This window comes from Ignavibacteriales bacterium, assembly GCA_016214905.1.
In the GTDB taxonomy this organism is placed as follows: Bacteria; Bacteroidota; Ignavibacteria; order UBA10030; family SZUA-254; genus PNNN01.
The window spans coordinates 46,355-67,156 of record JACRMQ010000007.1 but is presented as its reverse complement, the minus strand read 5'-3'; the positions used below and the strand labels follow the sequence as shown (position 1 = coordinate 67,156).

At 42.0% G+C, this 20,802-nt stretch carries 17 protein-coding genes; 13 read left to right on the top strand and 4 right to left on the bottom strand.

Annotation, left to right across the window (positions count from 1 at the left end):
* Positions 1 to 58: 58 nt before the first annotated feature.
* Positions 59 to 2,170: a pullulanase gene (locus HZB59_07580; GenBank protein MBI5021277.1), complete on the bottom strand. Its 2,112-nt coding sequence runs from the start codon at positions 2,168 to 2,170 to the stop codon at positions 59 to 61.
* 299 nt (positions 2,171 to 2,469) lie between these two features.
* Positions 2,470 to 4,932 (bottom strand): ATP-dependent helicase HrpB, encoded by a 2,463-nt coding sequence (gene hrpB, locus HZB59_07575; GenBank protein MBI5021276.1) that lies wholly within the window; start codon positions 4,930 to 4,932, stop codon positions 2,470 to 2,472.
* A gap of 250 nt (positions 4,933 to 5,182) precedes the next feature.
* On the opposite strand from hrpB, the gene HZB59_07570 reads away from it, so the two are divergent.
* The 7 genes from HZB59_07570 to serS are packed head-to-tail and all read left to right on the top strand — an operon-like array spanning position 5,183 to position 11,582.
* Positions 5,183 to 5,932, top strand: coding sequence for a 1-(5-phosphoribosyl)-5-[(5-phosphoribosylamino)methylideneamino] imidazole-4-carboxamide isomerase (locus tag HZB59_07570; protein ID MBI5021275.1), 750 nt, complete (start codon positions 5,183 to 5,185; stop codon positions 5,930 to 5,932).
* 46 nt (positions 5,933 to 5,978) lie between these two features.
* Positions 5,979 to 6,917, top strand: coding sequence for a carbohydrate kinase family protein (locus tag HZB59_07565; GenBank protein MBI5021274.1), 939 nt, complete (start codon positions 5,979 to 5,981; stop codon positions 6,915 to 6,917).
* Positions 6,914 to 7,651, top strand: coding sequence for a 4-hydroxy-tetrahydrodipicolinate reductase (gene dapB / locus HZB59_07560; protein MBI5021273.1), 738 nt, complete (start codon positions 6,914 to 6,916; stop codon positions 7,649 to 7,651). The genes HZB59_07565 and dapB overlap by 4 nt, the downstream gene beginning before the upstream one ends.
* A 6-nt stretch (positions 7,652 to 7,657) precedes the next feature.
* Positions 7,658 to 8,551 carry a 4-hydroxy-tetrahydrodipicolinate synthase gene (locus HZB59_07555; protein ID MBI5021272.1) on the top strand — a complete coding sequence of 298 codons (894 nt, stop codon included), beginning with the start codon at positions 7,658 to 7,660 and terminating at the stop codon, positions 8,549 to 8,551.
* On the top strand, positions 8,548 to 9,381 hold the full coding sequence (locus HZB59_07550; GenBank protein MBI5021271.1) for a 2,3,4,5-tetrahydropyridine-2,6-dicarboxylate N-succinyltransferase: 834 nt from the start codon (positions 8,548 to 8,550) through the stop codon (positions 9,379 to 9,381). Before HZB59_07555 ends, HZB59_07550 begins: the two co-directional genes overlap by 4 nt.
* Positions 9,378 to 10,292 carry a dTDP-4-dehydrorhamnose reductase gene (gene rfbD / locus HZB59_07545; protein MBI5021270.1) on the top strand — a complete coding sequence of 305 codons (915 nt, stop codon included), beginning with the start codon at positions 9,378 to 9,380 and terminating at the stop codon, positions 10,290 to 10,292. The genes HZB59_07550 and rfbD overlap by 4 nt, the downstream gene beginning before the upstream one ends.
* A 24-nt stretch (positions 10,293 to 10,316) precedes the next feature.
* Positions 10,317 to 11,582 (top strand): serine--tRNA ligase, encoded by a 1,266-nt coding sequence (gene serS / locus HZB59_07540; protein MBI5021269.1) that lies wholly within the window; start codon positions 10,317 to 10,319, stop codon positions 11,580 to 11,582.
* A 230-nt stretch (positions 11,583 to 11,812) separates the two neighbouring features.
* Here the strand turns inward: serS and HZB59_07535 are convergent, their stop codons facing one another.
* Positions 11,813 to 13,018: an aminotransferase class I/II-fold pyridoxal phosphate-dependent enzyme gene (locus HZB59_07535; GenBank protein ID MBI5021268.1), complete on the bottom strand. Its 1,206-nt coding sequence runs from the start codon at positions 13,016 to 13,018 to the stop codon at positions 11,813 to 11,815.
* A 48-nt stretch (positions 13,019 to 13,066) separates the two neighbouring features.
* Positions 13,067 to 13,834 (bottom strand): SDR family oxidoreductase, encoded by a 768-nt coding sequence (locus tag HZB59_07530; protein MBI5021267.1) that lies wholly within the window; start codon positions 13,832 to 13,834, stop codon positions 13,067 to 13,069.
* A 141-nt stretch (positions 13,835 to 13,975) separates the two neighbouring features.
* Between HZB59_07530 and HZB59_07525 the strand changes: the two genes are divergently transcribed.
* From HZB59_07525 to HZB59_07500, 6 genes are all read left to right on the top strand, one after another.
* Positions 13,976 to 14,806 (top strand): hypothetical protein, encoded by an 831-nt coding sequence (locus tag HZB59_07525; GenBank protein MBI5021266.1) that lies wholly within the window; start codon positions 13,976 to 13,978, stop codon positions 14,804 to 14,806.
* Positions 14,807 to 14,835: 29 nt separating this feature from the next.
* A complete protein-coding gene (locus HZB59_07520; protein MBI5021265.1) occupies positions 14,836 to 16,707 on the top strand; it encodes a hypothetical protein in 1,872 nt (623 codons plus the stop codon).
* Between the two features lie 53 nt (positions 16,708 to 16,760).
* Positions 16,761 to 18,026 (top strand): asparagine synthetase B, encoded by a 1,266-nt coding sequence (locus HZB59_07515; protein MBI5021264.1) that lies wholly within the window; start codon positions 16,761 to 16,763, stop codon positions 18,024 to 18,026.
* 6 nt (positions 18,027 to 18,032) lie between these two features.
* Complete coding sequence (locus HZB59_07510; protein ID MBI5021263.1) at positions 18,033 to 18,734, top strand: metallophosphoesterase family protein; 702 nt, start codon at positions 18,033 to 18,035, stop codon at positions 18,732 to 18,734.
* 126 nt (positions 18,735 to 18,860) lie between these two features.
* The gene (locus HZB59_07505) at positions 18,861 to 19,796 is read left to right on the top strand and encodes an LD-carboxypeptidase (protein ID MBI5021262.1); all 936 of its coding nucleotides are present in this window, start codon (positions 18,861 to 18,863) and stop codon (positions 19,794 to 19,796) included.
* Positions 19,797 to 20,245: 449 nt separating this feature from the next.
* Entirely contained in the window at positions 20,246 to 20,743 is a 498-nt protein-coding gene (locus HZB59_07500) for a hypothetical protein (protein ID MBI5021261.1), read from the top strand.
* Positions 20,744 to 20,802 lie beyond the last annotated feature (59 nt).

Below are 20,802 nucleotides of genomic sequence, written 5' to 3'. Positions count from 1 at the left end.
GTGGTGAGTAGTTAGTGGTTATTAGTTGTTGGTCGTTCGATGTTCGATATTGGCTAATTTATTTTCCAGTTTGCATAAGTATCATTCCGCATGTGGCAGGCAAAGTTACACTCTTCAATACTGTGGCAAGCGGTTTCTTGAGAGAAATCTTTTTATCGTTTGCTATTACCGACCATTTTCCTTTTGGAATATTTACTGTCTCCGTTGCGGAACTTCCGTTTAGTATTACTATGAAATCGGTTTTGCCCGCAAACTTACCGGCTTTTTTCGAATCGAGTTTGAATGCGATCACAAACTCAAAATCGTTTTTTAAAAATTCAACCGCTCCTTTAGGTGCGCTACTGAAAATTGGATATTGTTTCCGTAGTTCAATCAATCCCTGATAATAATCGAACAACTCACGGTTTAAATCGCGATGGTGATAATTCAGATAATTTGTTTCGTTGTCTTTATCGTAACTGTTGCGGTCAATCATTCCAATTCGCGGATCGGGTGAACCGGATGGTGCAATGACTTTGCTTCGCGCGTATTCCTGTCCCTCGTGAATCATCGTCGGTCCTTGAGATGTTAGCAGGAACATTGCAGCAAGTTTATTGAGCGCTAATTGCACCGGCGTTAACTTAACATGTTTATCGAGATTTGAAACACGTGTCGTTTCGGTCGCGGTGCCGGTTGCAATGCGAATAAAATCACCCATCGTATTATCATCATGCGACTCGAGGTAATTAACGCTGTGTTCTTTTTGAAGATACATTCCGCCGTCCTCGCGCAGCGTTCCGTTAACAAAACTCATAACCGATTGCTTGGAATTTTTATCCTGAAACCTTCCGAAAATGAATCCGGCATCGTTGTACGGATTTTGTCCTTTCACACCGTTGCGGAAACGATCGTTCCACGATACCCAGCCGATATCGCTGAATCCCGGCGGATCGTATTTACCGCCGCCCCACGCCTCGGCGATTAAAATTACATTCGGATTAATTTTCTTCGCTTCTTCGGCGATTTGCTTACAGGTTTCCCAATCTATCATGGTTGCGAGATCGAAACGAAAACCGTCGATATGGTATTCCTGCATCCAGTGCTTTACACTTTCAATAATGAGTCGCCGCGCCATCGGTCGCGACGTGTAAAAATCATTTCCGCATCCGGATGTTTTTAAAAAATTTCCGTTCGAGTCGGTATGGAAGTAATAAAACTTATCTATGTACTTGAAAGGATTGTAATCGTACTGCGAAACGTGGTTGTAAACAACATCCATTATAACCGCAATTCCTTCGCGGTGCAGCGCTTTTATCATATCTTTCATCTCATTAACCGCTCTGCCGCCTACTCCGTTATATTCTTCTTTCGTCATGGTACCGTCTGAAGCGTAATAATTTTCGGGCGCGAAGAAGTAACTCGTCATATACCCCCAGTGGTTTCGCGAGTATGGATTCCATGTATTGAACTCGCCGCCATCTTCTAATACAGTGCTGTCGCGATAAGGTATCTCGATATTTCCGAACTTTTGTAAAGGCAGAAACTCTACCGCATTCACACCCAATTCCTTCAGATAAGATAAGCCGCCTGTTTTTCCTTTTTCTGTCAATCCTAAAAATGTTCCGCGCGAATCGATACCGGACGAGCGATGTGCGGTAAGATCGCGCAGATGTGCCTCGTAAATAATCAACTCGTTATGATTTTTCGGAACAATAAAAGTGTCGCCTTCCCAATTATATTTTGTATCGAGAATTATTGTCTTTGCCTGATGATGATAGTTGTTCTTAGTTACAACAGCTTTAGAGTATGGATCTCCGACAGTTACGAGCGAATCAAATTTTTCTCCGTTCCCTTTTGGCCCATCGATGCGGTAGTTGTACAGTTTTCCGTATAATCTGCCGAACGAATAATATTCCCACACACCCGTTGAATCGCGCACCATTTTAATTTCCTGACCTTTTTCGTCGTCGTAATTTTCATAAATTATCACCCACACCTGAGATGCGCGTGGCGCGAAGAGCCGGAATGTTGTTCCGTCTTTTTTAACGATGCATCCTAATTCTTTTTTTGAATAGAGTGATCCGAAAAATTTTTCTCTCTCTGCCCGGCTCATATCCGACATTTGCCCGGAACCTGATATAGTTTCTATTGCTGACATAAGAAATATGAAAAGAAATGTTTTAATAGACATGATATATTGTTCGTTCGATATTGTAGATATAATTGAAAATTAAAATGGCAATTCACTAATTTCGATTATTTCAATTTAAAATTACATAGAAAGGAGGTGAGATGCAAGAAGTGGGAAGGTATGTGAGTTGTTGAGTAGTTGAGTATGTGAGTAAACAAAAAATGAACTGCGCAAATACAGAAAGGATTGCATTATTCATTTGGCTGAACCAACTGCTGTGAATATTTAGAGTGTCTATAGCAGATCACTTTTTCCGGATCGCTAATCACAAATCACCAATAACTAATAACTAATTACCACTAACCATTCACCGGATCCTCGGGCCAATTATGCTTCGGATATCTTCCGCGCATCTGCTTGCGCACTTCGGGATATGCATTCTTCCAGAAACTCGGCAGGTCTTGAGTGATGGCAATCGGGCGGCGGGCGGGTGAGAGGAGATGTATCAATACTTTCACTTTTCCGCCACAAACAGTTGGCGTTGTTTTTTCTCCCAGCATGTCCTGAAGCCGCACTGCTAGAACGGGTGTTGAACCAATTTGATACTCGAGTGCAATTCGCTTATTATTTTTTATCGTAATATGTGTCGGCGCCAGAATGTCTAGTTCACGCCGCTGTTGGTAAGAGAAAAATGAATCAATGATCTGACTTGTATCCAGTTTAGATAAATGAGATTTCCTTGTTATTCCCCCAAGGTATGGAGGCAACCACTCGTGAATTGTATTCATCAAATGATCTCTTTCAAGATTTGGCAAATCTAATTTATTCAGATTTTGTTTCCTGAGCCATTCACTTCTTACCATTAACGAGGTCGCATGATTCGTCCATGGCAGCAAATCGAAACCCATTCTCCGAATTCCATCGATCATTGCGGAACGTACAGCGTCGGAGTCGGTGTTGATCGCGGTTTCAGAAATGATGATGTTGCCCAACTTCTTCATTCTCCGCGCGATAACCATCTCTAGCCGATCATCCCAGCGGATTTCTTCTTCGTCGTTAAGTAGCTCTGCAAAGTTCTCAAAAATTTCTTTTTCCGAAATCGGTTCGGCTAAAAATATTTTTACTTCACTACCCGCTCCGTCAACATCCGCAACGGCAAGATATTCTTCTTTCGAAAGCGTGCTTCCTTTAGGTAAAATACCTCCGGTTCCTCCAGCGAATTGATACTTCAAACTTTCCTCTTCACGGCGTTTTGCGATTCGTTCAGGATATGCAAGTCCCAATAATACACCCAGTTTTTCTCCGGATTTATTTTTATTGAGAACACCTAACAAATCCATTAAACGCGATGACTGTGCTAGGGCGCGGTCACGGGCGAATGAATCTTTAACGCGTTTACCGTGAAGTGCGACCCATCGCGAATGTAAATCAATCTCTGCATCGGCATCGCCGCGTAAAAGGTCGTGCTCTTCAAGAAGTGCGGCGACATCGCATGCAAGTGCGCCAATGCGAAGCTCTTTACCGCGAATAAGCATGTGCGCGAAACGAGGATGAATGCCGAGTTCGCTCATTGCCTTGCCATGATTTGTAAGTTTACCACCTTTCGAGTCGACCGCACCAAGTTCTTTTAGAAGTGTAATAGACTGACTTAAATGCGGTGTCGGTGGCGGATCGAGAAATCGAAGTCCTTCTCCGTTTGGCGTGGCCCAGAGTGCAAGTTCCAATGCTAATGGTGCGAGATCGGTAGATAAAATTTCAGGTTGTGAAAATTTATGCAACTGCGGATGATGCCGTTCGGTCCATAACCGATAGCAAACACCGGGTTGTTGTCTGCCGGCGCGCCCACGCCGTTGATCGGCACTGGCTTGTGAAACAGGAAAGGTTACAAGTCCCGACATTCCCCGTCTCGGATCGAATTTCGGTACGCGTGAAAGTCCTGAATCTATAACAACACTTACACCATCTATAGTAAGACTTGTTTCAGCAATGCTTGTTGAGAGAATGACTTTACGTTTTCCATTCACGCCCGCAGCAAGAGCTTTCTGTTGAAGTGCGGGAGAAGCATCTCCAAACAAGAGGTGAACTTCAGCATCTTCAGGAAGTTTTTTTTCTCTGAGAATGGAATCCACTCTTCTTATCTCGCGCTGACCCGGAAGAAAAACAAGTATGTCTCCCGAGTTCTCACGCAACGCGCGCGCAACTGTTGCGGCAACGAGCGGTTCGATATATTCGTTGTGCTGTTGTTTAAGATAAATTGTTTCAACGGGGAACGATCTGCCTTCACTTTTTACAATTTCAGAATCGCCGAGAAGCGAACCGATTGCGACGCCATCGAGTGTTGCCGACATTACGAGAATGCGAAGGTCGTTGCGGAGATTTTCCTGAACATCGAGAGTCAGCGCTAAGCCGAGATCGGCGTGAATGCTTCGCTCATGGAATTCATCAAAGATTACCAATCCTGCATCAGCCAAAGACGGATCGTGCTGCAAAAATCGAGTTAGTATTCCTTCCGTTACAATTTCGATACGGGTCGATTTACCGACACGTGTCTCGCCGCGTATCCGGTAGCCGATTGTTTCGCCAACCCGCTCCCCAATCTGTTGTGCCATGAACGATGCCGAGCGCGTAGCCGCTAAACGCCGCGGTTCAAGCATGATAATTTTTTTCCCGTTAAGCCACGGTTCGTCTATTAGCGCAAGCGGAACGCGCGTTGTTTTTCCGGCGCCGGGATCGGCAGAAAGAACGATGTTGCGTTTGCGTTTGAACGCAGCGTGAAGTTCAGGGATGACGGCATCTATTGGAAGCGGTTTTGCTTGAGTCATAATAAAATATAATCAGGGAGAAAGTTCAATCCTAATTAATCGTTAAATCGTAAAATCTTTATTGAAAGTTTAAATTAGAGTTTATAATTCGTCTATTCGATATTCGAAATTCAAGTTAGTCTGAAGCGGATGCGGGAGGGGTGTTTTAAATCATTCTCCTTGAATTCCAATGTTTGAATTTCATATAAATTTTCTGCATTTTTAGTTCATCGTAATTTAGTAAATCATATGATAATCCATAAATAGATCGATGCTTCTCGTTATTCCGTCAATAGAGATTTTAGCCGGGAAATGTGTCCGTTCCACGCGAAGTACCAGCGGCGAACTCTATAGCAACGATCCTATTGAAATGGCAAAACTGTGGCGTAAAGAGAACGCGAAATCTATTCATGTAACCGATCTCGATGCCGTTAGAACCGGATTCCCGGTGAATTTCGATATCATCAAAAGTATGGTGCGAACCGTTGATATACCGATTGAACTTGGCGGCGGTCTGCGGACTTTTAACGCGGTGAAAGATGCTATGGATAACGGGATTTATCGCGCCGTTATCGGAACAATGTTTATTGAAAATCCTGACGAAGCGAAAAAGTGTATCGATAAATTCAACGCGAGTAAAGTTGTGCTTGCGATTGACGCGGAAAATTTCAGGACAAAATTCAGAGACGGTGCCGATACGGGATTAACTCCGATTTCCGTGGCGCTTAACGCGAAGGGTCTCGGCTTCAGGCGAATCATATACACCGATGTCATTGCAAAAAACAGTTCGCGCGAAATCAATATGGAATCTATCAAACTCATCGCTGAAAATACTAAAATGAGAATTACAGTTTCCGGCGGCGTAACAAGTCTTAAGGACTTGCTGGCTCTTCAAAAGTTGGAAACGATCGGAGTTGATTCGGTGATCATCGGCAGGGCTTTGTACGAAAATAAATTTTCTTGTCAACAAATATGGCGCATGTGCGAAAAAGGAAATTATCCTTACACGGCGAGAATATGAATATGATTATTTTGAAAAACAACGACATAAATAATTCTTAAAGATCATGACTATCACGGTAATCGGTCATCCATGCTACGATGTGATTGAACAACCAGACGGAAAAGAAACTCAAAATCCGGGCGGGATATATTTCACGGTTGCAACACTCGCGAATATTTTGCGGAGCAATGATCGGATATTACCTGTATTCGGAATCGGAAAAGCGGATTACGATGATTTCATCGACATCTTGAAACGTTATCCCAATGTTGACACATCGGGGATATTCAAATTCAATGGACAAACAAATCGGGTCCGGTTAACATATTCATCAAAAGAAAAAAGAATTGAATGCTCAAAACAAATCGCGGAACCGATCCCGTGGAAAAAAATAAAACCGTTTCTTCAAACGGATTTGATTCTGATCAACATGATTTCCGGATTCGATATAAATCTCGATACTCTCGATGAGATACGGATGGAAACGCGCGACGGTAAGACGCCCATTTATCTCGATGTTCATTGTTTGCCCTGCGGCATAAGAGAAGATTTCACACGCTATTATAAAGCAGTTGAAACATGGCGGAGGTGGCTGTTCATGCTGCACGCGGTTCAAATGGACGAAGCAGAAGCGGCGAGTATAACCGGTCAGAAATTATCCGACGAACAACTTGCGAATCAAATTCTTGCATTAGATACAAAAGCTCTGCATATTACACGTGGAAAGTTGGGAAGCACTGTTTTTATAGATGTTCATAAACGAATTAAGCGCATCGATTATCCTGCTTTCGAACCGGATGCGTCAACAGATACAACAGGTTGTGGAGATGTTTTTGGCGCGGCATACTGTGCGTATTATCTAAAATTAAAAAACATCTCGACAGCGACAAAATTCGCAAACAGAGTTGCCTCACTCAACGCCCAACTTCCCGGTTCACAGCAAATCGAGAAGTTATCAAAATTTTCAGTTTACGATTATTCAGAAACGGAGATTGAGTTATGAATATTGCACTGTTTGGATATGGAAATATGGGGAAGGAAGTGGAGCGTTTAGCAAAAGAAAAGAATATAATTCTCAAAAAGATTTTTACAATCGAAAATAACTTAAGGGCGATGGGTATAACAAAAGATGCCCTCAAAGATGTTGATGTTTGCATAGATTTCTCGGTTCCAACCGCCGTCGTTGAAAATATCAAGGCAGTTGCCGAGCTCGGTAAGAATATGGTGATTGGTACAACCGGTTGGTACGATAAAATCAAAGAGGTCGAGAAAATTGTAAAGGTGAATAAAATAGGTTTTCTTTATTCTCCTAACTTTTCTCTCGGTATGAATATATTTTATCAAATATTATCTTCCACGTCGCATATTTTTGAAAAATTCGACTGCTACGATCCGGCTATTCAAGAAACTCATCATAGAGGTAAAACAGATAGTCCGAGCGGAACAGCTTTAACACTCGCTCAAATTTTAATCGGCAATATGAGGCGGAAAAGAAAAATGTTTCAAGAAACTCCTCACAAACAATTGAAACCCGACGAGCTTCATATTTCGTCAACACGCGTCGGCAATGTTGTAGGCAAGCACGCGGTTATTTTCGATTCCGAAGCCGATACGATAGAGCTTGTGCATACTGCGAAAAACAGGACAGGATTCGCGATGGGCGCTCTTATTGCGGCAGAATTTCTTAAAGGGAAAAAAGGTATTTATACAATGAAAGATGTAATCACTTCAATCTAAAATATTATGAAAAGAAAAATATTTTTTCGAGGCACAGGCACTGCGCTTATAACCCCTTTCACTGCCGGCGATGAAATCGACATCAAGTCGATAAAAAAAATTGTTGAGTTTCAAATCAAAGGCGGTGTTGAGGCGATCATTCCGGCGGGAACAACGGGTGAAAGCGCCACTCTGACAGAAGATGAACAGGCGTTGGTGGTTAAGACTGTTGTTAAATATGTGAATGGTAAAGTAAAAATCATCGCGGGTGCCGGCAGTAATTCAACGCGCCACGCTATAACGCTTGCGAAACATATGCTGGCAGAGGGAGCGGACGGAATTCTTTCCGTTTGTCCATACTATAATAAACCCACGCAAGAAGGTTTTTACCGGCATTATGCGTCAATCGCCGCTGCAATCGACGCCCCAATTATTATGTACAACGTGCCCGGTAGAACAGCAAGTAATATGGACGCATCAACAACAATTCGCCTTGCAAAAGATTTTCCGAATATTGTCGGGATTAAAGAAGCATCCGGAAACTTCGGACAAATTATGGAAATCCTCAAAAATCGACCTGACGGTTTCGCTGTTTGGTCGGGCGACGATGCAATCACATTGCCTCTTATCACCCTAGGTGCTGATGGTATTATTTCTGTCGTATCAAATATAACTCCTAAATTATTTTCAGATATGGTTAGATTTTGTTTGAAGGGTGAATTCAGTAAAGCATTGAAACTTCATAACTATCTGCTTGATTTGATGAATTTTAATTTTATTGAATCAAGTCCGATACCCGTGAAAGCGATTCTTTCATCGATGAGATTGATCGAAGAAAATTACCGTCTACCGCTCGTTCCGTTGAGCGACAAGCACAGGCAGACAATGAAAAATATTTTGAAGGAATTAAATCTAAAATGATTCTACAACAAATTATCGAGAAAATGTACGATATGCCGGTTGAGGAAATAAACCGAAACGACGCATTGCAAGCGATAGATGAATTAAAGATCGCATTGAACCGCGGAGAGGTTCGCTCGGCTGATTACTACAGCGGTTGGTGGTGTGTTAACCAGTGGGTCAAGAAGGGAATTATTCTCGCTTTCCGAATCGGTGAACTGAGTGAAATGTCGGAAGATGATGTTTTTCAATTCTTCGATAAAGATACTATGGGTGTCCGGCAATTCTCGGTCAATCACGGTGTTCGGATCGTTCCTGGCGGCAGTATCGTTCGCGACGGCGCGTTCATTGGCGAGGGAGTTGTGATGATGCCTCCTTCGTATGTTAACATCGGGGCGTATGTTGATGAAGGTACGATGATAGATTCGCACGCGCTGGTCGGATCGTGCGCTCAAATCGGTAAGCGGGTTCATCTGAGTGCAGCCGCTCAAATTGGCGGAGTTCTGGAACCTGTTGGTTCTATGCCAGTTATTATTGAAGACGACGTATTCATCGGTGGTAATTGCGGTGTTTATGAAGGCACGATAGTGAAGAAAAACGCCGTTCTGGCTGCCGGCGTTATACTGACCAGAGCGACACCCGTCTATGATATAGCGAAGAAAACCATTCACCGTAGTTCGGCTACAAACCCTCTAACAATTCCCGAGGGAGCGGTTATAGTGCCGGGAAGCAGACAGATGGATAACCAATTCGCGCGTGAGTACCAACTTTCGCTATACACACCAATCATCATAAAATATCGCGATGAGAAAACAAATGTTTCTCTAATCCTCGAAGAAAGTTTACGTTGAAACGAATTCTTATTACCGGCAGTAACGGCTTGCTTGGACAAAAAACCGTAGAGCTTTTTTCAAGAACGAGTTATCAGTTGATGCTTGTCTCTATCGAAAGTCATTCCGTTTTTGATCTCGAGATTTTCCCGTACCGTCAGTTGGATTTAACCAAGCGACAGGACGTCAGGAAAATTATAGATGAATACGAACCTGAAGTTATAGTTCACACCGCCGCCGTGACCGATGTTGATTTGTGCGAGAAAGAACGCGGACTTGCCTGGCAGGTTAATGTCGGCACTGTTGAAAATATATCTTACGCGGCAAAACTTGTCGGCGCTAAGGTCATTCACCTATCAACCGATTACGTATTCGACGGGAACAGCGGACCGTATTCTGAAATCGACAGACCCAACCCGATCAGTTATTACGGCCGGACTAAATTGGCGAGTGAAAATGTTTTACTCACAAGTAACATACCATCGGCAATTTTACGCACTATGGTTCTTTATGGTGTTGGTATCGGTATAAAACCTAACTTTGCGCTTTGGTTGTATAATAATCTGAGTCAGGAGACATCAATAAAAGTAGTCGACGATCAGATCGGAAATCCTACTCTCGTCGATGATCTCGCTCTCGCGATATTAAAAATTATCGAATTGAATAAGAACGGAATCTATCATGTAGCCGGAAAAGATTTAGTGAGCAGATATGAATTCGCTCTCACGCTGGCAGAGGTTTTCAAATTCAACAAGAAATTAATCACACCCGTAAAATCGACTATGTTCAAACAACCGGCTCCACGACCTCTGAAATCGGGATTCATAACATTAAAAGCCGAAACGGATTTAAGTATAAAAATGTCGGGGATAGAACGCGGTATCACGATTTTCAAAAATCAGTTAGAAATTCTAAACAGCAATAACAAATAAGAAAAATATAAAGGCATCTCATTCATGTTAGACATTAAATTCATAAGAGAACATACAGATTTAGTAAAAGAAGGAATTCACAAAAAAGGTGGCGACGATAGAATCGATGAAGTGTTGAAGTTGGATCTGCAGCGGAGAGAACTTCTGCAAAAAGTGGAAGTGTTAAAAAACAAACGCAATGTTGTTTCAGATGAAATTGGAAAATTGAAGCGCGAAAAGAAAGATGCCGCAACAGCGATCGCGCAAATGGATGAAGTGAAAACAGAAATCAAATCAATTGATGATGAACTTGGACTGATTGAAAAGTCACTCAACCTGTTACTTCTAACGATACCAAATATTCCTCATCCTTCTGTTCCCGTTGGAAAGCTCCCAACCGATAATAAAGAAATTTCAAAATGGGGCAAAGCGCCGGTAATCGATTTCAAACCGAAACCGCACTGGCAGCTTGCGGAAAAATTGGACATCATCGATTTTGAACGTGGTGTAAAGATTTCAGGTGCGGGCTTTCCTCTATATAAAGGTCAGGGTGCTCAGCTTCAACGTGCATTAATTAATTTCTTTCTTGATGAAGCCGCAACGCGCGGATACAAAGAAATCCAACCACCGCTCATGGTGAATGCGAACAGTGCCACAGGAACGGGACAACTTCCTGATAAAGAAGATTTAATGTACGTTGCAACCAAAGATGAATTGTACCTGATACCCACAGCAGAAGTTCCGGTAACAAATATTCATCGAGATGAAATTCTGAAGGAAGATCAACTCCCTGTAAAATATTGCGCTTACACACCGTGCTTCCGCAGAGAAGCGGGCTCGTACGGCAAAGATGTGCGAGGTTTGAACCGTTTGCATCAATTCGATAAAGTTGAGTTAGTAAAACTTGTTCACCCCGGAGTTTCATATAACGAACTCGAGGGTTTGCGTGAAGACGCGGAACTGCTTCTCCAAAAACTTGGATTGCATTATCACACACTTCTAATGTGCACGGGCGATATGGGATTTACGCAGACGAAGAAATACGATTTGGAAGTTTGGTCGGTTGGGCAGCAGCGATGGCTTGAAGTTTCTTCCATCAGCAACTTTGAAGCGTTTCAGGCACGGCGAATGAATATCCGCTTCCGTCCGCGTGGAGAAGGGAAGCCGGAGTTTGTTCACACATTAAATGGTTCAGCGCTTGCATTGCCAAGAGTTGTTGCGGCAATCCTCGAGCATTACCAAACACCTGAAGGAAAAGTTATTGTACCGAAAGTTTTGCATAAGTATACGGGGTTTGAGATTATCGGATAAAAAGTCCCATCTCGGGAGGGGATTTAGGGGTGGGTCATTGGTGGAGTGAGCCCCTAAGTTGAGACAGTCCTGAGATCTCTTCAAAATCCGGCTCGGTTGGAATCAAAGGAGATAAATCAAAATCTTCTCTTGGTAACGGATTAAGGATATCGCTCCATCACTCCGGTTTTCATTTCCCCCTCAATGAGGGGGAAACACAAAAGGGGTCAAGTAAAAAAGAAGAAACTATTTCACACCCTACTCAGCGCTTGCTTAAAATCATCAATCAAATCTTTTATTCCTTCGACGCCAACGGAAATGCGAATCATTCCCGGTGTTACACCATGTTGCTTCAATTCATTAGCACTCATATTAACGTGCGAAGAATAAACCGGAATGCTCACGAGCGTTTCCACACCGCCAAGCGACATTGCGTTGATTGCAACTTTAAGTGAATCACATACTTTCACCGCGCCCTTCACACCGCCTTTCACTTCGATAGTTACCATTCCGCCAAAACCATGCATTTGTTTCTTCGCAAGTTTGTGCTGAGGATGAGATTGCAGTCCGGGATATATTACCCGCAATACTTTGGGATGTTTTTCAAGTGTGCGTGCAAGCGCGAGGGCATTTTCGTTTTGCCGCTGAACGCGAAGCTCGAATGTTTTCAAACTTCTGTCAAGTAAAAACGCCGCGAAAGGATCGGCACAGCCGCCAAGATGGTTTGCCAATGCTTTTACATTATGAATCAGTTTCTTCGTTCCAATAACAACGCCGCCCATCAAGTCTGCGTGACCGCCCAAATATTTTGTACTGCTTTCCACAATCATGTCAACACCGAAATCGAATGGCTTCTGATTAAGTATTGTGGCGAATGTATTATCCATGATAATGGTTATCTTCGTGCGAAATTCTTTTTCGATCCGCCTTGTCAACTTAACAAGCTTTTCAATATCAACAAGCCCCAACGTTGGATTGGTGGGGGTTTCAAAATAAACCACTTTGGTTTTTGGTGTGATAAGAAAAAGCAAATCTTCCAATGAATTTGGATCGACATACTTCACGGGAACATTATAGTTCGGCAGTGTGTCGCGGAAGAATCTATAAGTGCCGCCGTACAACGCCGGCGTGCTTACAATCTCATCGCCGCTTTTGCAAAGCGCGAGAATGGTTGTTGAAATTGCCGCCATCCCCGACGAGAACAGTGCCGCCGCTTCACCATCTTCCATCAGCGCGATGCGTTCTTCCACCTCGTTAACGCTCGGATTATGGTAACGGGTGTAAACGAGAACATTAGGATCTCCCTTGGCATAACGCACGGCATCGTCTGAACTGTCGAATCTGTATGTACTTGTCTGGTAAATCGGGAATGTTACCGGTCCTTTGAAAGCACTAAGATGTTTTCCGTGGATTGCCTTGGTCGCAAGAGAAAGATCATTTTGTTTTTTAACCTTCATTATTAACCTCTAAAAATAACCCATAACTTATAATTCATAACTCAAGATTTATCTCGCGCAGGTTTGCGCTCTTCCGCCATCAATATTGAAACTTCCGCCGGTTATCCATCCTGCTCGATCCGAGGCGAGGAACAAAATCAGTTCCGCAATATCTTCCGGTTTTCCCACGCGGCCGATCGGATGAGTGGTTCTACTGTGTTCAAGAAATTTCTGATACGCTTCTTCCTGTATACCGCTGTTACGATGAAGATTGGTGAGAACTACACCGGGATCAACGGCATTTATGCGGACACCTTTTGGTCCTAATTCCAACGCGGCACAATGGGTGAGTTGATCGACACCCGCTTTGCTTACACAATACGCGAGTACATTCGGAAACGCGCGGACACCCGTAACACTGGATACATTCACGATGTTTCCTCTCCTCTCTATTATAGAAGGGAGAGCAATCTGAGTCAGGCGAAATAAAGATCGGAGATTAATATCCATCATATTATCCCAAAACTCGAGAGTTGTATTCTCAATTGTGCCATTGCCGATTATGCCGGCAGCGTTGACAAGCACATCTATACCGCCGAATCGTTTAATTGTTTGATTCACAGTTCGCTGCCTGTCTTCTTCTTTTGTGAGATCGGCAGGTATGATTTCAAATTTATCGGCCGAGAGTTTGGAGCAAAAAGCTTTAAGTTCATTTTCTCGTCGAGCAACGAATGAAACACTCGCGCCGCGTTCAATTGCCATAAGTGCTGTTGCTTTTCCTATACCGCTTGAAGCGCCGGTAACTATGATGACTCTATTTAGTAAATCATTTTCCATAAGGATTTATATTTAGTTGTTCTTTGTTATTGTTATTTGAAACCAAGATGAATAGAAAGTAAATAAAAACTTTGATAAATCAAACCTTTTTTGCATTTTACAACATTCAGACAGTATCATCTTAATTGAAAAAGGAATATTATGAATAAATCATTGTTATTTTGGATGCTGGCATTTCTAATCACCGCCGGCTCGGCAATTTACCAGAGAATGACAGGCCCGACTTACGCGCTTTCCGGTAAATGTATGCTAGGCGGCAAAGAGATTCCATATAGATTCGACCGTGCACATCCGGGAGAAACAAATCATACCGTAAAGATTGAAACTAACGATGAATCAATTTCCGGTTATGTTGAATGGAAACGATTCAAAACTCAGGACGAGTACACAAAAGTACCGATGTCATTTGGTAACGGTGTACTTTCCGCGGATCTTCCGCATCAACCACCGGCAGGGAAATTAGAATACAAGGTTTCACTTCAAAAAAACAACAACCTTATCACCATTCCGGAAAATAAATCGGTTGTAATTCGTTTCAGGGGCGATGTACCTTTATTAATTCTTATTATTCATGTATTGGCAATGTTCATAGGAATGCTGTTTGCAACACGCGCCGGATTGGAATCGTTATTAAAACAGCCGCAACTGAAAAACTTTATCTACTGGACAATAGGTTTGCTTACCGTTGGCGGATTGATTTTGGGACCCATCGTACAATGGTATTCATTCGGGGCATTCTGGACCGGCTGGCCCTTCGGCAAAGATTTAACAGACAATAAAACCGCTTTGATCGTAATAATGTGGGTGATCGCCGCTGTGATGCTAAAACGGTCGAAGAATTCCAAGCGATGGGCATTAGCCGCCGCGATTATAACCCTCGTAGTTTATCTAATACCTCACAGCGTGTTAGGATCGGAAATAGATTATTCAAAGACAGAAAAACAAGACGTTTCTGTCTTAATGAATAAATGATGTATAGCTCCGGCTTTTATTTCTCGGCAATGATAAACAAATCTTTATTTATATTATTATCGGGACTGATTTTTGTTTGCTGTATTACTGTCACCGCGCAACCCCAAACTTATTCCGATATAAAATTTAAGCTCGGACAAAGTTACGAACGTTCCGGTGATATTGAATCTGCGGTAAAGTTATACAAGGAAGCTTTCTCGAAAGATTCATCGAACATTGTTATTTATGATGCCTTGAAGCGGTTGCTGCTTCAACTCAAGCAATATCCCGAAGCGATTTCTTTGATGGAATACCGGCTGAGAATCTACGGTAAAGATATTGGCACCAGCGCACAGCTTGGTTCCGCTTATGTTCTTGCATCGGAAGAAAAAAAAGGAATCGATATCTGGGACAAAGCGATTGAATCAGCACCGAAAAACGAAAATACCTACCGCATCATATCAAGCGCGGCTACACAAAACCGTTTGTTCGATTATGCTATCTCGGTTTTAAAGAGAGGCAGAAGTGTGTTGAATAATCCAAATCTTTTTACGGCAGATATAGCACGGCTTTATACCGCCGTTCTGAATTACGGCGCCGCAACACGCGAATATCTGGATATGTTGCGCGCCGATCCGGCACAGTTGGGTTTTGTGCAGATGAACATAGGAACATTCACCGAGAGAGCAGACGGTTTACGCGTGACGACCGAAGCAGTAGAGGATGCGGTTCATTCTCAACCCGATAATATCCAATATCATCAACTCCTCGCGTGGCTTTACATGGAAGCGAACGAATACGAACGCGCATACGATGTTTATAAATTTCTCGATACAAAAAAAGGCGCGAAGGGAACAGAGCTTTTTTCATTTTCAGAACGCGCCGCACGTGATAAATCTTTTACGGTTGCCAAACAAGCTCTCGAGGAGATAATAAAACTGTATCCAAATTCGGGTATTATACCTCACGCTAAATTCCGGTTGGCTGTTGTTCTGGAAGAATCTGTTGAACCTGCAGATACCCTTCATCTTTTCGGTGCGATAAATCCTTTCTCCGACATTTTAAATTTACAAGATAAATACCAGCCGGCTTTAGATATCTACGATCAAATTGCCTCGAACTATACCGGTAACGAATTTGCAGCCCGGTCTTATCTGCGTATCGCTCATATCAAAAAAAACAAACTGTTTTTTCCGCAGGAAGCGTTGACAGTTCTCAGAATAATACTTAAAGATTACAGCAATTTTGTGCCTTTAACAATCGAAGCCAGAATACAAATGGGAGATGTTTTTCTTTTTCAAGGTGAACTCGACAAAGCGGCAGAACAATACACAACGGTTCTCAATATGAAAGCGGTAACACCTTCCGTTAAAGACTCGGTTTTATTGCAATTGGCAAAGATCGATTACTATAATTTGAAATTTAAAGAGGCGTTAGAAAAACTATCAGCTCTTTCGTCAAACTCTTCTTCCGACGAAGCGAACGACGCGCTGTTGCTGAAGTTATTTATTTCGGAAAATCAAACTCAATCGGAAGATGGACTGAAAGAATACGCCCGCGCCGAGTTTCTGCGTGCTCAAAATAAAATCTCGGAATCGCTCACCCTTTTTACGCTGGTAGCAGATAAATTTAAATCGCCGGGTATTCAAGAACAGGCATTGATGAGTATCGGCGATCTTCAGGTCAGAAATCGGCATTTTTCGGAATCTCTCACCGCTTACGACACTCTTGTTGCCCGTTTCCCAGAAAGCATTCTTCTCGATCGCGTTCTTATGAAAATCGGAATAGTCGGAGAGTACGGTACTAAAAATAAATCAATCGCAATTGACGCGTATCAGAAATTATTGTTGAAACTGCCGAATTCTATTTACGCTAATGAGGCAAGACGCAGAATCAGAGTGCTTCGCAGGGATGGAATATGAAAGTAACTTGTAAATATCGAACATCGAATTTCTTTTTCCATAAATTCCATTTAATATTTATTCAAACCTTTCTGACAATTTTATTTTTTGCAACATCTCTCTTCGCTCAGAAAATTCTTGTCCCCTTAGACCTAAAACAAACCGATCATTTAAAAGCGTACGGCGTGGCTTATTGGGCTCTCACAAAAAACATAGAAGTCGACTGGCTTCTGAATTACAGATCAGGTTCTTTTATGATTGACGCTCTGGATTTGGTAAAGCAGGAATGCCGCGTGCGAGGTGTTTACTTCGAAGATCTTGGCGGAGTTGGGGCTTCACAAATCTATGCAGAAATTCAAGATGAAAATAATAATATGGATGTGATCCGTTTGGAGAAGGCACCGAAGATTGCCGTTTATGTTCCGCCAAACATACTTCCGTGGGATGATGCCGTAACGCTGGTGATGCAATACGCCGAAATTCCTTATGATAAAATTTGGGACACCGATGTTCTGAGAGATTCACTGTTTAAATACGATTGGATTCATCTCCATCACGAAGATTTCAGTGGACAGTACGGAAAGTTTTACGCGCAGTTTGCTTCAGCCCCATGGTATGTTGAGCAACAGGTGATGTACGAAAAAGAAGCGAAAGAACTTGGCTATAAAAAAGTATCCGACATGAAAAAAGCGGTTTCCCGGAAGATCAAAGAATATATCGCATCAGGCGGATTCATGTTCGCGATGTGTTCCGCAACCGACGCGTTTGATATCGCGCTTGCCGCCGAAAACACGGATATATGTGATGTTATATACGATGGAGATCCGCCCGATATAAACTTTCAGAAAAAACTCGATTTCACGAAATGTCTCGCTTTTGAAAATTTCACGCTCGAAAAAAATCCGTTGGTGTACGAATATTCCGACATCGATATCCCGCCAAGCCCGATAGCTCCGACTTTGGTTAATCAGGAAACGGATTATTTCACGTTGTTCGAATTTTCGGCAAAATACGATCCCGTTCCCACGATGCTCACACAAGACCACGCGAATATCATCAAAGGATTCATGGGACAAACCACGAATTTTAAAAAGAACTTGATTAAAAAACCGGTTACAATACTCGCGGAAAAAGAAGGAACTGAAGAAGTGCGTTACATCCATGGAAATTTTGGCAGGGGAACGTTCACTTTTTACGGCGGGCACGATCCCGAAGATTACCAGCATGCGGTCGGCGATCCGCCAACCGATTTATCGCTTCACAAGAATTCTCCCGGCTACCGGCTCATCTTAAATAATATTTTATTCCCGGCGGCAAAAAAGAAACAACAAAAAACCTGATCGATTATGCGTATAGCAATTATATCGGATATTCATTCGAATCTTGAAGCTTTGACAGAAGCTTTTGAGATTATCGAAGAAAAAAAAGTTGATGAGATTGTCTGCCTCGGCGACATAATAGGGTATGGAGCAAGTCCCAACGAATGTTTAAATTTAATTCGCCAAAACTGTAAGCAGATTCTTTTGGGCAATCATGAAAGTGTTATTGTTAATCCTGATCAAATCAATGATTTCAGCCCCAACGCAAAAATTGCGGCGATGTGGACATACAAACATCTAACCGACGAAAACAAATCGTTTATAAAAAACCTTCCGATGGAGTTTAAGCTGGAAGAGTTGTTGTTCGTTCACTCATCCCCTTTCGAACCTGAAGAATGGCACTACATTGTCTCAGGTGAAGATAGAAATTTCAACTTTAAATTCTACGAGGAAAATATTTGTTTCTTCGGGCATACACATTTTCCGGGTGTTTATACCGAAAACGGCAAAACAGAAAATATTAATCGTGACGAAAAATATTTGATAAACGTTGGAAGCGTTGGACAGCCCCGCGATCACGATCCTCGGCTTAGTTTTGGTATCTTTGATACGGAACAATGGAGCTACGAAAATATCCGCACGGAGTACGACGTTAAAACAACATCGGAAAAAATATTATCGGCGGGATTACCAAAGTATCTTGCAGAAAGATTGTCTGTCGGCAGATGATAAGGTTAGTCCGGATGGCGCGGTCCACAACGTGCCACGAACATGTGATTGAGTTTCACTGTAAATAGCAATCAAAGAAAATATTTTGTTGAAATTAATTTGAAATCTGATTATCTTTCCGCATCTATGAAAATCATAAAACCCAAACGGTTAAAACATGGCGACGTAATCGGCATTTGCGCGCCGGCAAGCCCGCCCGCCTCGGCGGAGAAACTGAATGACGGCATAAAATATATCGAGCGATGCGGATTCAGGATTGAAGTGGGCAGACATCTGAACCGAAGACACGGTTATCTCGCAGGCACCGATAAAGAACGCGCGGAAGATTTAAATAATCTTTTCGCCAACAAAAATGTAAAAGCAATCTTTGCCGCCCGTGGCGGTTACGGCACACAGCGAATTTTGCCTTTGCTTGATTACCGTATGATAAAAAATAATCCCAAGATTGTTGTCGGTTACAGCGATATTACCGCGCTTCATCTTGCGCTTATTGAAAAAGTCGGGTTGGTATCATTCTCGGGTCCGATGGCGGCGGTGGAGATGAGCGAGGGATTGAAAGGTGAAATCGAAGAACGGTTTTGGGACGGATTGATGTCGGTTAAACCGCCAAAGCCGATTATTGCAAAAAATATAAGTTCCACTTTCAAGAGAGACGGAAAAGCGGAAGGAAGATTGCTGGCAGGAAATCTTTCTCTTGTTGCCGCAATGTGCGGCACCAAATATTTCCCGCGATTTAAAAAATTCGTTTTGATGATTGAAGAAATAGACGAGAAACCGTACCGCATAGACAGGATGCTGGAGCAATTGAAACTTGCGGGACTGTTTAATGCTTGCGACGGTGTCGCGCTGGGAAAATTTATTTCGTGTGTGCCCGATAAAGGCAAACCATCGTTAACGCTTCAGCAAGTTTTTAAAGATCAGTTTGGGAGTTATAAGTTTCCCGTAGTTTCCGAAATTCCTTACGGACATTTCAAAGCGTCGCTGCCGTTTGTCGTTGGAGTGAAAGTGAGATTCAACGGGGATAAAAATATTTTGCAGTTTTCGGAGGCGGGGGTTTGTTAATGTTTGTTCCTGCTTCTTAATTTGTTAGGTGAACCTACACAAGAAAGATTAATAAATAATACTTTTACTTTCTCTTTGAAGAGAAAGTAACAAAGAGAACATCCGCAATCATAAACGGTGGCTTATGAAAGCAGGCGAAGTTTCAGGCGATTCCATCTCTGGCGCTAAACGGTAATTAGATGGAATCGCAAAGCGGAGATTGGTAGTGGCTAATTGACAGCAATATGATTGCGGAGACTGGATTTATGATTTACAACATTTTAATCTAAATGAAATGTTTTCCAACTGTTACCCTCGAAGCTTTTTAAAAGTTTAAATAATAGATTTTAAAAACCTCGAAAGAAAATCATTATGAATAGAAAATAATAAATTGAAAAATATTTCAGAGGGTAGCTTGATTTAGTAATCGTAATGTGATAACTTTATAAAAATCCAATATTAAAAAATTTATGTTTGCCAGCGTGATAAATAAAATAAGAACTTTGTATAAAACAGGTGAGAAATGGACTCAAAAAACTCCCCTATGGCTTGCAATAATCTTGAGTGTATATCCATTTTTTCAGTTTTATAAGCATGGACTGAATGATATCCAGTATTCGTTTAAAGATCCTGAATTCAGTGTAATCATTGAAACCTTGTTTAACCAATCAATACAAGCTAGTACTGCTGGTGTCATCAAATTCAAAATACATAATCAAAGCCCTGTAACATTAAATGCCTTAAAAATTCAAGTTCATCAAAAACATCAATATGAAAATTTTTTATCTGATCAGACGTTTAATTTAGAATCAACAGACCCAAATTCGTTATCAGAAGGAAAAGAGTTTGAATATCAAGCTCCACAGTATGCAGGAATTGACACTCTAGTTTTTAAATTTCAATACTTATCAGATACTTTAAGAATTTTGAAAATTCAATATGTACCAATAAATATAGTTCTTCAATGAATATTCTTTGATTTTTATACCCTCCCTTCTAACTCACTTGTAAATTTTAACCCTAAAAT

What these genes read in the sequence shown, in the direction of transcription:
- HZB59_07580 (MBI5021277.1), bottom strand. Translation starts at nt 2,170, where the DNA reads ATGTCTATTAAAACATTTCTTTTCATATTTCTTATGTCAGCAATAGAA.
- hrpB (MBI5021276.1), bottom strand. Translation starts at nt 4,932, where the DNA reads ATGACTCAAGCAAAACCGCTTCCAATAGATGCCGTCATCCCTGAACTT.
- HZB59_07570 (MBI5021275.1), top strand. Translation starts at nt 5,183, where the DNA reads ATGCTTCTCGTTATTCCGTCAATAGAGATTTTAGCCGGGAAATGTGTC.
- HZB59_07565 (MBI5021274.1), top strand. Translation starts at nt 5,979, where the DNA reads ATGACTATCACGGTAATCGGTCATCCATGCTACGATGTGATTGAACAA.
- dapB (MBI5021273.1), top strand. Translation starts at nt 6,914, where the DNA reads ATGAATATTGCACTGTTTGGATATGGAAATATGGGGAAGGAAGTGGAG.
- HZB59_07555 (MBI5021272.1), top strand. Translation starts at nt 7,658, where the DNA reads ATGAAAAGAAAAATATTTTTTCGAGGCACAGGCACTGCGCTTATAACC.
- HZB59_07550 (MBI5021271.1), top strand. Translation starts at nt 8,548, where the DNA reads ATGATTCTACAACAAATTATCGAGAAAATGTACGATATGCCGGTTGAG.
- serS (MBI5021269.1), top strand. Translation starts at nt 10,317, where the DNA reads ATGTTAGACATTAAATTCATAAGAGAACATACAGATTTAGTAAAAGAA.
- HZB59_07535 (MBI5021268.1), bottom strand. Translation starts at nt 13,018, where the DNA reads ATGAAGGTTAAAAAACAAAATGATCTTTCTCTTGCGACCAAGGCAATC.
- HZB59_07530 (MBI5021267.1), bottom strand. Translation starts at nt 13,834, where the DNA reads ATGGAAAATGATTTACTAAATAGAGTCATCATAGTTACCGGCGCTTCA.
- HZB59_07525 (MBI5021266.1), top strand. Translation starts at nt 13,976, where the DNA reads ATGAATAAATCATTGTTATTTTGGATGCTGGCATTTCTAATCACCGCC.
- HZB59_07520 (MBI5021265.1), top strand. Translation starts at nt 14,836, where the DNA reads ATGATAAACAAATCTTTATTTATATTATTATCGGGACTGATTTTTGTT.
- HZB59_07510 (MBI5021263.1), top strand. Translation starts at nt 18,033, where the DNA reads ATGCGTATAGCAATTATATCGGATATTCATTCGAATCTTGAAGCTTTG.
- HZB59_07505 (MBI5021262.1), top strand. Translation starts at nt 18,861, where the DNA reads ATGAAAATCATAAAACCCAAACGGTTAAAACATGGCGACGTAATCGGC.
- HZB59_07500 (MBI5021261.1), top strand. Translation starts at nt 20,246, where the DNA reads ATGTTTGCCAGCGTGATAAATAAAATAAGAACTTTGTATAAAACAGGT.